Source organism: Nocardioides aquiterrae (assembly GCF_039526625.1).
In the GTDB taxonomy this organism is placed as follows: Bacteria; Actinomycetota; Actinomycetes; order Propionibacteriales; family Nocardioidaceae; genus Nocardioides; species Nocardioides aquiterrae.
On record NZ_BAAAJE010000031.1, the window covers coordinates 1 to 13,165 of the forward strand.

Here is a 13,165-nt window from a genome sequence, read left to right on the forward strand (position 1 = left end):
GGCCGCGTGGCTCGCCGACGCCGGCGCGGTCGCCGCCCGCACCCGCGCCGCCGAGGACCGGCTCGCCGAGCTGGCGTCGCGGGCGCCGGCCGTGGCCGGCCCGACGGAGCCCGCGCCGCTGGGCGGTGCGGCCGTGGCGGTGGACGGTGTCGACGCCGCCTGGGGCGACCGGGTGGTGCTGCGCGACCTCGAGCTCGACCTCGCGCCGGGCGACCGGGTCGCGGTGGTCGGGCCGACCGGGTCCGGCAAGAGCACGCTGGCCGCCCTGCTGCTGCGCTTCGTCGACCCTGCGCGCGGCGCCGTACGGCTCGGTGGCCGGACGCTGCCGGAGCTGGCCCTCGACGACGTACGCCGGACCGTGGGCCTGGTCGACGACGACCCGCACGTCTTCGCGACCACGTTGGCCGAGAACGTGCGGCTCGCGCGGCCGGGCGCCACCGACGCGGACGTCGACGGGGCGCTGCGCCAGGCCCGTCTCGGCGACTGGGTGGACGCGCTGCCCGACGGCCTCGACAGCTGGCTCGGCGACGGGCACGCGCAGGTCTCCGGTGGCGAGCGGGCGCGGATCGCGATCGCCCGGTCGCTGCTCGCGGACCAGCCGGTGCTGGTGCTCGACGAGCCCGCCGCCCACCTGGACGGCGCGACGGCCGAGGACCTCGCGGCCGAGGTGCTCGACGGCGCCGACGGCCGCACGGTCGTCTGGATCACCCACGCCGAGGCGGGGCTGGACCGCGTCGACCGGGTGGTGTCCCTTCAGCGGGCTCCTAGCGCCGGTACGCCCGCACGGTGAGGTAGACGCCGACGCCGATGAGCACGAGCAGCCCGACGACGATCGCGAGGACGGGCAGGAGCAGCGACGGGCCCGGGAACAGGAAGTCCGACTCCAGCGGAGAGGCCATGGCGCCACGGTACCTGCGGATCAGCCCGTCGGTTCGGTAAGAATGGCCCCATGATCCGCGTCTTCCTGCTCGACGACCACGAGGTGGTGCGCCAGGGGCTCCGCGCCCTGCTGGAGAGCACCGGCGACATCGAGGTGGTCGGCGAGTCCGGCTCGGCCGTCGAGGCCACCAGCCGCATCCCCGCCCTGCACCCGGACGTCGCCGTGCTCGACGCCCGCCTCCCGGACGGCTCCGGCATCGAGGTGTGCCGTTCGGTCCGGGCCGTCGACCCGACGATCGGGGCGCTGATCCTCACGTCGTACGACGACGACGAGGCGCTGTTCGCCGCGATCATGGCCGGCGCCGCGGGCTACGTGCTCAAGGAGATCCGCGGCAACGACCTGGTCGAGGCGATCCGGCAGGTCGCCGCCGGCAACTCGCTCATCGACCCGACGCTCACGGCCAAGGTGCTCGAGCGGGTGCGCAACCCACCGGCCACCGCGCCGGAGCTGGCCCAGCTCACCGAGCAGGAGATCAAGCTGCTCGGCTACATCGCCGAGGGGATGACGAACCGGCAGATCGGCGAGCAGATGTTCCTCGCCGAGAAGACCGTGAAGAACTACGTCTCCAGCATCCTCGCCAAGCTCGGGCTGGAGCGGCGCACCCAGGCGGCGGTGCTCGCCAGCAAGCTGCTGCGTTAGTGCCCTCGGTCCGAGCTCGCTCGGGCCGAGATCCTGGCACAAAGGTCGAGTAGCCGCGCGACCGACGAAGGAGGTCGCGACCGGCGTATCGAGACCCGCGCTAGCGGAGCGGGACCCGCCACACGAACGACGTCCCGCGCGGACTGCGCGGCGTCAGCTCCAGTGACCCGCCGAGGGACCGCGCGCGGCGGCGGGCGTTGCGCAGCCCGCTCTCGGCGACGTCCGGGGCGATCCCGACGCCGTTGTCGAGGACCGTCAGCCGCACCTCGCGGTCGTCGACCTCGACGGTGACCTCGCCGTGGTCGGCGGCCGCGTGCCGGGCCAGGTTGGACAGCGCCTCGCGCAGCACCGGCAGCAGCTGCTCGCGGGCCTCGGGCGGGACGGCGGTGTCGACCGGGCCGACGGTGTGCACGACCGGGTCGAACTTCAGCAGCGGGGCGTACTCCCGGGCCAGCTTGCGCAGGTCGGACCGCAGCGACGGGCCGCGCCCGACGTGCTGGAGCTCGAAGATCGTGCTGCGGATGTCCTTGATGGTCACGTCCAGCGCCTCGACGGCCTCCTCGATCCGCGCCACGACCTCCGGGGCGTGCGCCATCGTGCTCGCGCCCTGGAGCTGCAGCCCGGTGGCGAACAGGCGCTGGATCACGACGTCGTGCAGGTCGCGGGCGATCCGCTCCCGGTCGGAGGTGACCGCGAGCTCGGCGCGGTCCTCGATCGCCTGCGCGCGGTCCAGGGCGAGCCCGGCCTGGTCGGCGAAGGAGGCGAGCAGCACGCGCTCGTCGTACGGCAGCGGCGACGCGTCCGGCTCGAAGAGGACGACCAGCAGCGCGGCGCTGACCAGATGCGTGCTCAGCGGCACCACGGTCGCGGCGAAGTCGCCGAGGACGACGTCGACGGGCTGGGAGTCGGCGCGCGGCCACGGCTGGTCCTCCATCACCGCCAACGCCCGGCCCACCGCGTCGGGGTCGGCCGCCTCGACGGTGTGGACCGGGTTGCCCTCCTCGAGGTGCAGGACCGCGGTCGCGGTCGCGCCGGTGGCGGTGCGCGCCACCCGGGTGACCTCGGCGAGGCCGCGCTCCAGGTCGATCGGCGGCTGCAGCGCCTCCGAGAGCAGGGCGGACGCCTCGAGCCACTGCCGCCGGCGCTCGCTGAGCCCGTACGCGCGGGCGTTGTCGATCACGAAGCCGGCGGTGCTGGCCAGCGCCTCGACGAGCTCCTGGTCCTCCAGCGTGAAGGACTCGCCGCCGGCCTTCTCGGTGAGGTAGAGGTTGCCGAAGACGGTGCCGCGGATCCGCACGGGCACCCCGAGGAACGACGACATCGGCGGGTGGTTCGGCGGGAACCCGGTCGAGTGCGGGTGCCGGGTCAGGTCGTCGAGGCGGATCGCCTGCGGGTGGTGGATGAGCAGGCCGAGGATGCCGCGACCGTGCGGCGGGTCACCGATCCGGGCCCGCGCGTCGTCGTCGATGCCGGTGGTGACGAACTCGACCAGGAACTGGTCGTTGCCGATCACCCCGAGCGCGCCGTACTGCGCACCGGTGAGCTGGGTGGCCGCCTCGACGATCCGGGTGAGCACCGCCCGGAGGTCGAGGTCGGACGAGATCGCGGTGACCGCATCGAGGAGGGAGCGGGTGGAGGCGGGCAGCACGGCGCCAGTGTCACATGCTGCGGTGCACCGGCAGGGCCGCCGCGAGGTCCCAGCCGGACCCGATCTTGCGGCCCGAGAGCTCGGTCCAGCGCACCCGCAGGTGCAGGCTCCGGGCGCCCGCCGCCCAGGGCCGCGGCTCCCACGTCTCGCGGATGTGGTCGAGCTCCGCCGGCTTCACGACGACCTCCGCGCGTCCGCGCGCGACCACGCTCCAGCCGCGCTGCCGCTCGTGGTCGAACTGGTCGACCTCGAAGGCCAGCATCGTGTCCCGGCCGTAGGTCCCGAGCACGCTGTACGGCGAGGTGCGGATGATGATCGCGTCGTCGACGACGGAGTGGTTCACCGGCACGATGTAGGGGCCGTTGGGCGAGCACAGGGCGACCCGGCCGCCGACGCCGGAACGCAACAGCCGCTCGCACTCCTCGCGCGTCAGGTCGATCGCCTCGTTCATGCACCCCATGGTCCGGGTGGCGTGGTCCGGAGGGCAGGGCCGATGGTCCCGAACGTCGGGCAGTTCGGCGGTACTCCCGGCCCCGGACCCGGGAGCACCGTAAGGGCATGGAGACCACACTGATTCCTGCGGGCACGGTCCTCGTCGGCCTGGACGGCTCGGCGTCCTCCGAGCGCGCCCTGGACTGGGCGATCGACCACGCGGTGCGCGAGCACCGGCAGCTGACCCTGGTGCACGGCCTCGAGCCGATGCACGAGCACAGCGAGGCACGCGAGATCCTCCGGCACGCCCGCGAGCACTGCCACGGCGTCGCGCCCGGGCTGGCCGTCCACGAGGCGCTCTGGACGGCGGACCCGCGCGCGGTGCTGCACCAGCTCGGCACGGGGGCGGCGACCGTGGTCGTCGGCTCGCACGGGCGGGGACCGGTGCGCAGCCTCCTGCTCGGCTCGGTGGGGCTCTCGGTGACCCGGCACGCACCGTGCCCGGTCGTGGTGGTGCGCCCGTACCACCCCGGCGTCGTCCGCAACGGCGTGCTGGTGCACGCCGGCGAGCGCTCCCGCCCGGTGGTGGAGTACGCCTACCGGCAGGCCGCCCTGCGCGACCTCCCGCTGACGATCCTGCGCAGCCCCGACGACGCGCTCGGCGTCGCCGAGGCGGTCGCGGGGCTGAGCGAGAAGTTCCCCGAGGTGCGGACCCGCACGGTCTCCGGCGACGTCGCCCACGAGTCGGCGCGCATGGACCTGGTCGTCGTCGGGTCCGACGACGCCGGCGTCGTCGGTCACGCGCAGTGCCCCGTGGCGGTCGTGCCGCTCGGCGTGGCAGCGTCCCCGGCATGACCGGGGTCCCGCCGAGGAGCATCGTCGTCGGCGTCGACGGGTCGCAGACGTCGGACCGGGCGGTCGACTGGGCCGCCGAGCAGGCGCGGCTCGAGGGCCGCGACCTGACCCTGGTGCACGCCACCGGTGCCGTCGGGGCGGCCGCGCTGCTCTGGCTCGACCAGGCGGGCGTCGACAGCGACCTGGCGATGGACGGCGCACGCCGGTGCGCCGAGCAGTTGCTCGCCGCGGCCGCCGAGCGCGTCGCTCAGGTCGCGCCGGACGTCGAGGTCCGCGGCGTGGTGGCCGACCTCGACGCGCGCGACGCCCTCCTCGAGCTCGCGGAGGACGCGGCCCTGGTCGTGGTCGGCTCGCGCGGCCGCGGTCCGGTGCGGAGCCTGCTGCTCGGGTCGGTCGCCCACGCGCTCAGCCGCCAGCCGGTCTGCCCGGTCGTGGTCCTGCGCCCGCTCGCCGAGTCCGTCGTACGGCGCGGGATCGTGGTGGGCGTGGACGCGTCCGGCACCTCGACCGCGGCGCTCGACTTCGCCTACCGGCTCGCGTCCCTGCGCCAGCAGCCGCTGCGCGTCGTGCACGTGATCTGGGACGCCGCGCAGAGCAGTGGCGAGGTCGGCCCGGACGAGGAGGGGTACGACGCGGAGCGCCGGGTGCTCGCGGAGACGCTGGCCGGGATGGGTGAGCGGTACCCCGACGTCGCGGCGGTGCCGGTCCTCACCCGGGGCCTCGTCGACCGGGTGCTGGTGCGGCTGGCCGAGGACGCCGGGCTCGTCGTGGTCGGCGTGCACCGGCGCGGCGCCCTCGCCGGCCTGGTGCGCGGGCGGACCGCCGCGATCGTCACCGAGCAGTCGTCGGGCACCGTCGCGGTGGTCCCCGAGCCCTAGCCCCGGAGAGCGAGGGCCGCGAACCGCTCGCCCATCCGGACGTGCGTGGCGGCGACCGGGTGCAGCCCGTCCGGCAGCGGCAGCTCGTCGTGGTCGGCCGCGCCGTACAGCTCCCGGCCGTCGAGGTAGGACAGGTGCGGGTCGTCGGCGCTGCGGTCGGCGACGATCCGCGCGAGCTCCTCGCGGATCACGGTGAGCGTCAGCTTGCCGGCGGCCACCTCGGCCGGGTCGCCGACGGCCACGAACCGGATCCGGCCGTGCGCCATCTCCGCGAAGTCGGGGGCGGCCGGTCCCGGGGTGTCCTCGTGCATGGGGCAGTAGATCGGCGAGACCACCACGATCGGCGTGGTCGGGTGGCCGTCGCGGATCGTGTCGAGGAACCCGTGCACGGCCGGGCCGAACGCCCGTCGGCGCATCAGGTCGTGGTTCGCGACGTTGATGCCGAGCTTGAGGCTGATCAGGTCGGCCGGGGTGTCCCGGATCGCGCGGGCGGTGAACGGGTCCACGAGCGCGCTCCCGGCGAAGCCCAGGTTGACCAGGTCCACGCCGGCGGCGCGTGCGGCGTACGCCGGCCAGGTGGTGGTCGGGCTGGCGGCGACCGAGCCGTGGCTGATCGAGCTGCCGTGGTGCAGCCAGGTGCGCCCGGCCGCGGGCGCCGGTGCCACCGGTGCGTCGGTGCGGAGCGCGACCAGCTCGGCCTGCTCGTCGTACGGGAGCCAGACCTCGACGGTCTTCTCGACCGCCGGCAGCCCCTCGAAGCGGAGCGTCGAGACCGGTCCCGGCTGCAGCTCGCCGGCCCCGGTCATCAGGTCGACCAGCATCGTGTTGCCGCCGTCGGCGCTGGCCTGGGCCACGAGCTCGCCGTCGACGAGGACGTCGTAGATGCCGTCGGGCCGCCGGGGCGCCCCGGCGTAGTCGCGGCGGGTCACGAGGACGTCGAGCTCGACGACCGTCGCGCGGGTGCGCAGCGCCAGGCGCACCCCGGACGGCTGCGCCTCGGCCATCCACAGCTGGGGGTCGGCGCACTGGGCGCGGGCCCGTGCCGGCAGCCGGTGGGGGAGCAGCCCGTGCTCGGTCGTCTCCAGCTCGAGCGCGCCGCGGACCAGGGCGGCGATGTCCGGGACGGCGGTCAGCGTCATGTCACGACCCTAGGAGCGCCGGGGTCATCGGCCGGCCCGACGTACACCCAGCGCCCGCCGCGCCGCTCGAACACGCTGCGCTCCCGCATCTCCCCGGGCCGCCCGTCGCGCTCGTACGCCGCCACGAACTCCACCCAGTCCTCGCCGGCGGCGACGACCGTCAGCCCGGTCCAGGTCAGCGCGGGGTCCGGGGCCAGGTCGTCGGGCCGGGTCCGCGGGTGCCAGGTGCGGAAGACGTGGTCGAGGTCGCCCACGGCGTACGCGGCGTACCGCGACCGCATCAACTCCTCGGCCGTCTCCGCCTGCGCCGCCCCGCGGTGCAACCGGCCGCAGCAGGCGTCGTACGTCCCGCCCGACCCGCACGGGCAGGGTTGCTGGAGAGCCACGGGCGACAGCCTAGGCGGGCGCGGGGCGCGGACTTCTCGGGCAACCCCTGACGTTCTGGGCCGAAACTTCGCCCGAGAACGTCAGGTTTCCCCGGGGGGCCGGGGAAACCGCCGCCCGGCCCCCCGAACCGGAGACCGGACCCGCTTCTTGCGTGCCCGGCGTAGCGTGAACGCCGTGACTGCACCCTCCCCCCAGCCGCAGATCAGCACGGTCGGAGAGCTGCGCGCCTCCGGCCACGTCCACAAGCACCTGCGCGAGGAGCTCCGCGACAACCTCCTCGCCGCGCTGCGCGAGGGCCGCGACCCGTGGCCGGGGCTGCACGGCTTCGAGGACACCGTCATCCCGCAGCTGGAGCGGGCGCTGATCGCGGGCCACGACGTGGTGCTCCTCGGCGAGCGCGGCCAGGGCAAGACCCGGCTGCTGCGCACGCTGGTCGGCCTGCTCGACGAGTGGAGCCCGGTGATCTCCGGCTCCGAGCTCGGCGAGCACCCCTACGAGCCGATCACCCACACCTCCCAGGCGGCCGCCGCCCAGTACGGCGACGACCTGCGGGTCTCCTGGCGGCACCGCAGCGAGCGGTACGCCGAGAAGCTGGCCACCCCGGACACCAGCGTCGCCGACCTGATCGGTGACGTCGACCCGATGAAGGTCGCCGAGGGCCGGTCGCTGGGGGACCCGGAGACGATCCACTTCGGGCTGATCCCGCGCAGCCACCGCGGCATCGTCGCGATCAACGAGCTGCCCGACCTCGCCGAGCGGATCCAGGTCGCGATGCTCAACGTGATGGAGGAGCGCGACATCCAGATCCGCGGCTACGTGCTGCGGCTCCCGCTCGACGTGCTGGTCGTGGCCAGCGCCAACCCGGAGGACTACACCAACCGCGGCCGGATCATCACGCCGCTCAAGGACCGGTTCGGCGCGGAGATCCGCACCCACTACCCGACCGAGCTCGACGACGAGGTCGCGGTGATCCGGCAGGAGGCGCACCTGGTCGCCGACGTGCCCGACCACCTGGTCGAGATCCTGGCCCGCTTCACTCGCCAGCTCCGCGAGTCGTCCGCGGTCGACCAGCGCTCCGGCGTCTCGGCGCGGTTCGCGATCGCCGGCGCCGAGACGATCGCCGCGGCCGCGCTGCACCGCGCGACCACCCAGGGCGAGGACGTGGCGGTGGCCCGGCCGGTCGACCTCGAGACCGCGGTCGACGTGCTCGGCGGCAAGGTCGAGTTCGAGAGCGGCGAGGAGGGCCGCGAGACCGAGATCCTCACCCACCTGCTCCGCACCGCCACGGCCGAGACCGTCCGCGGTCACTTCCGCGGCCTCGACTTCGCGCTGCTCGTCGAGGCGATCGAGAACGGCGCGATGGTGACGACCGGCGAGCAGGTCACCGCCCGGGACTTCCTCACCGGGCTTCCGGTGCTGGGCGAGTCCGAGCTGTACGACGACATCTGCGACCGGCTGAACGCCACCAACGACGGGCAGCGCGCCGGCGCGATCGAGCTCGCCCTCGAGGGCCTCTACCTGGCCCGGAAGATCGGGAAGGACACCGACGGCTCGGAGACCGTCTATGGCTGAGCTCCACGTCGACGTCCGGGTCGCGGCCGGCTCCCGAGCCGCCGACCTCACCCCCACCTACGTCGTGCCGCACCAGTGGACCGACGGCGGGATCGCGGTCGAGGGCGGCGGCTCCGGCGCCCACCTGCTGCTCACCGCCGTCGCCTCCTGCGTGCTCAACGACGTCTACAGGGAGGCGGACGTCCCGGTCGACGGCGTCCTCGTCGAGGCCGGCGGCGACTTCGACGGCGAGACCTGGGCCACCACCCACATCGCGTACGACGTCTCGGTCGACTCGCCCGAGGCGCCCGACGTCGTGGCGCGCGTGATCGAGCAGGTCGATGCCGTCGCCGAGATCCCGCGGGTCGTCCGCGGCGAGGTCACGGTGAGCCGGCGATGATCCGCCCGGGCAGCACCGCGGACGCCGGCGCCTTGGCCGAGCTCGGTCGCGTGGTCGTGCCGGCCACCTACGCGCACATCTCGGAGGCGGAGGTCACCCGCACCCTCGCGACCTGGTGGTCGGAGGAGGCGCTCGCGGACTCGCTGGCGCGGCTCCCGCACTGGGTGGCCGAGGACGACGACGGACGCCTGGTCGGTGTGAGCAACCTCGGCAGCCACGACGGCCGGCAGGTCATGTGGAAGCTCTACGTGCACCCGGACCAGCAGGGGACCGGCCTGGGCCGGGCCCTGCTCGAGCGGGTGGTCGAGGCCAACGGCGACCAGCCGCTCTGGCTCTCCTACGTCGACGGCAACGAGCGGGCCGCCGGGTTCTACGCCGCCCACGGGTTCGTGGAGCAGCACCGCGAGCCGGCCCCGCCGTACCCCGACCAGGTCTGGATGCGGAGGGACCGATGAAGGACCGCACCCGCTTCAAGCGGTACGACGGCGGCGACCCGCTCGCCCCGCCGGTGGACATCGCCGAGGCGCTCGACGCGATCGGCGAGGACGTGATGGCGGGCTACTCGCCCGAGCGCGCGATGCGCGAGTTCCTGCGTCGCGGCGGCCGGGACCAGGCCGGGCTCGACGACCTGGCCCGCCGGGTGGCGGAGCGCCGCCGCGACCTGCTCCAGCGGCACAACCTGGACGGCACGCTGCAGGAGGTGCGCGAGCTCCTCGACCACGCGCTGCTCGAGGAGCGCAAGCAGCTGGCGCGCGACGCGATGATGGACGACGGCGACCGGGCGTTCCGCGAGATGCAGCTGGACAACCTCCCGCCCAACACGGCCGCGGCCGTGAGCGAGCTGTCGTCGTACGACTGGCAGAGCCGCGAGGCCCGCGAGGACTACGAGAAGATCAAGGACCTGCTCGGCCGCGAGCTGCTCGACCAGCGGTTCGCCGGCATGAAGCAGGCGCTGGAGAACGCCACCGAAGCGGACCGGGCCGCCGTCAACGAGATGCTCGGCGACCTCAACGAGCTGCTGGAGAAGCACCAGCGCGGCGAGGACACCGACGAGGACTTCGCGGACTTCATGCAGAAGCACGGGGACTTCTTCCCCGAGAACCCGTCGAACATCGACGAGCTGCTCGACTCGCTGGCGCAGCGGGCCGCAGCCGCCCAGCGGATGCTGAACTCGATGTCGCCGGAGCAGCGGCAGGAGCTGATGGAGCTCTCCCAGCAGGCCTTCGGGTCGCCGCAGCTGATGGAGCAGCTGGCCCGGATGGACGCCAACCTGCAGGCGCTGCGGCCCGGCGAGGACTGGGGCGGGTCCGAGCAGATGTCCGGCGAGGAGGGCCTCGGCCTCGGCGACGGCACCGGGGTCTTCCAGGACCTCGCCGACCTCGACACCCTCGCCGAGCAGCTCTCGCAGTCGTACGGCGGCGCGCGCATGGACGACGTCGACCTCGACGCGCTCGCGCGCCAGCTGGGCGACGAGGCGGCCGTGGACGCCCGCACCCTGCAGCGGCTGGAGCAGGCACTGCGCGACTCCGGCTACATGAAGCGCGGCACGGACGGTCAGTACCGGCTCTCGCCGAAGGCGATGCGCCAGCTCGGCAAGGCGCTGCTGCGCGACGTCGCGCAGCGGATGTCGGGCCGGCAGGGCCAGCGCGAGCTCCAGCGCGCGGGCGCCGCCGGCGACCTCTCGGGCGCGACCCGGGAGTGGGCGTTCGGCGACACCGAGCCGTGGCACGTCCCGCGCACGATGCTCAACGGCGTGCTGCGCCGCGCCGGCGACCCCACCGGCCCGCGGCTCTCCATCGACGACGTCGAGGTGCAGGAGACCGAGGCCCGCACGCAGGCGGCCGTCGCGCTGCTGGTCGACACGTCGTTCTCGATGGCGATGGACGGCCGCTGGGTGCCGATGAAGCGCACCGCGCTCGCGCTGCACACGCTGATCCGGTCCCGCTTCCGCGGCGACCACCTGCAGCTGATCGGCTTCGGCCGGCACGCCGAGGTGATGGAGATCGAGCAGCTCACCGCGCTCGACGCGATGTGGGACAAGGGCACGAACCTCCACCACGCGCTGCTGCTCGCCAACCGGCACTTCCGCAAGCACCCCAACGCCCAGCCGGTGCTGCTGATCGTCACCGACGGCGAGCCGACCTCCCACCTCGAGCCGGACGGCGAGGTGTACTTCTCCTACCCGCCGCACCCGCTGACCGTCGCGTACGCCGTGCGCGAGCTCGACAACGCCGGCCGGCTCGGCGCGCAGACGACCTTCTTCCGGCTCGGCGAGGATCCCGGCCTGGCCCGGTTCATCGACCAGATGGCCCGCCGCGTCGACGGCCGGGTGGTCGCGCCCGAGCTCGACGACCTCGGCGCCGCCGTCGTCGGCTCGTACCTCGGCTCCCGCGGACCGAGCGCCGGTGGCTACGGCGGCTACGGCGACTGGTTCGGCGGCCGGGGGTTCTGGGTCGGCGACTGACCGATGCCGGCCACCAGCCGGAGCAGCCGGGCCGCCTCGGCCGAGCGGGTGAGCTCGTCGACCGGTACGGGCAGGGGGATCCGCCAGTTGTCGCGGTCGACGGTGCCCGGCACGTTCGGGCGCCGCTCCTCGAGCACCGCGTCCTCGAGCGACAGCGCGATCAGCAGCGACGGCGCGCGCACCAGCTGCCGGTAGGCGGCTTCGACCGCCTCGGCCGGGACCGCGTCCGCCGCGAGGCCGTCGCGGGTCAGCTTGGCCAGCAGCTCCTGGCGTCCGCTGGCGACGTCCTCCTCCGGCATGCCGGTCGAGGCCAGCTGGTCCTCGGCGTCCGAGCCGTTCCACAGCCCGACCACGGTCGGCAGGTCGTGGGTGGTGACGGTGGCAAGCGCCGCCTCCGGCCAGTCGGCCGGGTCGTCCTCCTCGAACCAGAGCACCTGGTAGGACAGGATCCCGCGCTCGGCGAGCGCTTCCGGCACGCCGGGCTCGACGGTGCCGAGGTCCTCGCCGACGACGACGGCCCGGGCCCGGTGCGACTCGAGCGCCACGATGTCGAGCAGGTCGTCGCTGGGGTAGCGGACGTAGGCGCCGTCGGTGGCCTCGCCCTCCGCCGGGATCCACCAGAGACGGAACAGCCCCATCACGTGGTCGATGCGCAGGCCGCCGGCCCCGGCGATCGTGCCACGGACCGACTGCACGAACGGCTCGTAGTCGGCGGCGCGCAGCCGCCAGGGCACCAGCGGCGGCGAACCCCAGTCCTGGCCGAGGGTGTTGAGGGCGTCCGGCGGGGCGCCGACGGTCACGCCCGCTGCGAGCACGTCCTGCCACACCCAGGCATCCGCGCCGCCGCCGGAGACGCCGATGGGGAGGTCCTGGATCACGGTGAGCCCGTCGGACGCGCGCTCGAGCTGGACGTCGAGCTGCCACTGCAGCCAGGCGTGGAAGCCGACCCGCTCCGCGTGCCGCTCCCGGAACGCCGCGACGGCGCCGGCCCCGGGGTCGGACAGCTCGGTGGGCCAGGTGCGCCAGTCGGGCCCGTGCTCCTCGGCCAGCGCGCACCAGGTGGCGAACTCCTCCAGCGCGCCGCCCCGCTGCGCGCGCCAGGTCGCGAGCTCCGGGTCGTCGGCGCTGCGGCGGTACGCCGCGAGCAGCACCGGCCGCTTGAGCTCCCAGGCGGCGTCGCGGTCGACGAGCGGGGCGGTGACCAGCCGGGCGAGCGCCTCGGCCGGCAGATCGGCCTCGTCGTACCCGGGCACTTCGTCGACCCGGAGGTAGACCGGATTGCGGAACCGCCGGGTCGCCGGGAGGTACGGGCTCGGCTCCATCGGGGTCGTCGGCGCCACCGCGTGCAGCGGGTTCACGAGCAGGAACCCGCCGCCGTGCTCCTCGGTCCACTCCCGCAGCGTGCGCAGGTCGCCGAGGTCGCCGATGCCCCAGCTCGCGGACGAGCGCGCGGCGTACAGTTGCACGGTCCAGCCCCAGGTCTGCCGGTCGGGCAACCAGCAGCGGCCGGGCGACACGATCAGCCGCCGCTCGGTGCCGTCCTCGGTGCGGGCCCGGTGGTAGCCGAGCGGGAAGTCGTCGGGCAACGCGCCCTCGACCTCTCGCTCGCTGCCGTCCTCGCAGGTCACCCGCAGCCGTCCGAGGCCGGGGTCGCGGCCGGGACGGGTCACGACCGGACCGGTGCGGTCGAGGTCCGCGGGCGGTGTGCCGATCACCGCCCGCAGCCGCTCGATCGTCGCCGGCGCGACCCGCTGCGGCTGGTCGTCGCTGTCCAGCCAGTGCTCCTGGATGCCCCACGCGTCGGGGCCGTCGGCTGCCATGGCGCCCCAGTG

14 protein-coding genes are annotated in these 13,165 nt (G+C 74.5%); 8 read left to right on the forward strand and 6 right to left on the reverse strand.

Going from position 1 to position 13,165, the window contains the following annotated elements:
* The coding region (locus ABD086_RS23860) for an ATP-binding cassette domain-containing protein (protein WP_343910933.1) at positions 1-790 on the forward strand (790 nt) is incomplete at its 5' end.
* On the opposite strand, the gene ABD086_RS23865 is transcribed toward ABD086_RS23860, so the two are convergent.
* Positions 765-899, reverse strand: coding sequence for a hypothetical protein (locus tag ABD086_RS23865; protein ID WP_343910936.1), 135 nt, complete (start codon positions 897-899; stop codon positions 765-767). The genes ABD086_RS23860 and ABD086_RS23865 overlap by 26 nt on opposite strands.
* Positions 900-949: 50 nt before the next feature.
* Between ABD086_RS23865 and ABD086_RS23870 the strand changes: the two genes are divergently transcribed.
* Complete coding sequence (locus tag ABD086_RS23870; RefSeq protein WP_343910939.1) at positions 950-1,579, forward strand: response regulator; 630 nt, start codon at positions 950-952, stop codon at positions 1,577-1,579.
* 100 nt (positions 1,580-1,679) lie between these two features.
* Here the strand turns inward: ABD086_RS23870 and ABD086_RS23875 are convergent, their stop codons facing one another.
* Together ABD086_RS23875 and ABD086_RS23880 are read right to left on the reverse strand one after the other, a co-directional pair.
* Positions 1,680-3,227, reverse strand: coding sequence for a GAF domain-containing sensor histidine kinase (locus tag ABD086_RS23875; protein ID WP_343910941.1), 1,548 nt, complete (start codon positions 3,225-3,227; stop codon positions 1,680-1,682).
* Positions 3,228-3,237: 10 nt separating this feature from the next.
* Positions 3,238-3,678 (reverse strand): pyridoxamine 5'-phosphate oxidase family protein, encoded by a 441-nt coding sequence (locus tag ABD086_RS23880; RefSeq protein ID WP_343910943.1) that lies wholly within the window; start codon positions 3,676-3,678, stop codon positions 3,238-3,240.
* Positions 3,679-3,785: 107 nt separating this feature from the next.
* Here ABD086_RS23880 and ABD086_RS23885 point away from each other — a divergent pair, with 107 nt between their 5' ends.
* Complete coding sequence (locus ABD086_RS23885; protein WP_343910945.1) at positions 3,786-4,514, forward strand: universal stress protein; 729 nt, start codon at positions 3,786-3,788, stop codon at positions 4,512-4,514.
* On the forward strand, positions 4,511-5,392 hold the full coding sequence (locus ABD086_RS23890; RefSeq protein ID WP_343910947.1) for a universal stress protein: 882 nt from the start codon (positions 4,511-4,513) through the stop codon (positions 5,390-5,392). The genes ABD086_RS23885 and ABD086_RS23890 overlap by 4 nt, the downstream gene beginning before the upstream one ends.
* Here the strand turns inward: ABD086_RS23890 and ABD086_RS23895 are convergent.
* Together ABD086_RS23895 and ABD086_RS23900 are read right to left on the reverse strand one after the other, a co-directional pair.
* Entirely contained in the window at positions 5,389-6,531 is a 1,143-nt protein-coding gene (locus ABD086_RS23895) for an SGNH/GDSL hydrolase family protein (RefSeq protein ID WP_343910949.1), read from the reverse strand. The genes ABD086_RS23890 and ABD086_RS23895 overlap by 4 nt on opposite strands.
* Entirely contained in the window at positions 6,528-6,917 is a 390-nt protein-coding gene (locus ABD086_RS23900; RefSeq protein WP_343910951.1) for a YchJ family protein, read from the reverse strand. The genes ABD086_RS23895 and ABD086_RS23900 overlap by 4 nt, the downstream gene beginning before the upstream one ends.
* A gap of 175 nt (positions 6,918-7,092) precedes the next feature.
* Between ABD086_RS23900 and ABD086_RS23905 the strand changes: the two genes are divergently transcribed.
* The 4 genes from ABD086_RS23905 to ABD086_RS23920 are packed head-to-tail and all read left to right on the forward strand — an operon-like array spanning position 7,093 to position 11,333.
* Entirely contained in the window at positions 7,093-8,490 is a 1,398-nt protein-coding gene (locus tag ABD086_RS23905; RefSeq protein ID WP_425571699.1) for a magnesium chelatase ATPase subunit I, read from the forward strand.
* Positions 8,483-8,869, forward strand: a complete 387-nt coding sequence (locus tag ABD086_RS23910; protein ID WP_343910955.1) for an OsmC family protein — start codon at positions 8,483-8,485, stop codon at positions 8,867-8,869. Before ABD086_RS23905 ends, ABD086_RS23910 begins: the two co-directional genes overlap by 8 nt.
* Positions 8,866-9,324 (forward strand): GNAT family N-acetyltransferase, encoded by a 459-nt coding sequence (locus tag ABD086_RS23915; RefSeq protein ID WP_343910957.1) that lies wholly within the window; start codon positions 8,866-8,868, stop codon positions 9,322-9,324. The genes ABD086_RS23910 and ABD086_RS23915 overlap by 4 nt, the downstream gene beginning before the upstream one ends.
* A complete protein-coding gene (locus ABD086_RS23920; protein WP_343910959.1) occupies positions 9,321-11,333 on the forward strand; it encodes a vWA domain-containing protein in 2,013 nt (670 codons plus the stop codon). Before ABD086_RS23915 ends, ABD086_RS23920 begins: the two co-directional genes overlap by 4 nt.
* Here ABD086_RS23920 and malQ read toward each other — a convergent pair.
* Positions 11,288-13,153, reverse strand: a complete 1,866-nt coding sequence (malQ, locus tag ABD086_RS23925; RefSeq protein ID WP_343910962.1) for a 4-alpha-glucanotransferase — start codon at positions 13,151-13,153, stop codon at positions 11,288-11,290. The genes ABD086_RS23920 and malQ overlap by 46 nt on opposite strands.
* Positions 13,154-13,165 lie beyond the last annotated feature (12 nt).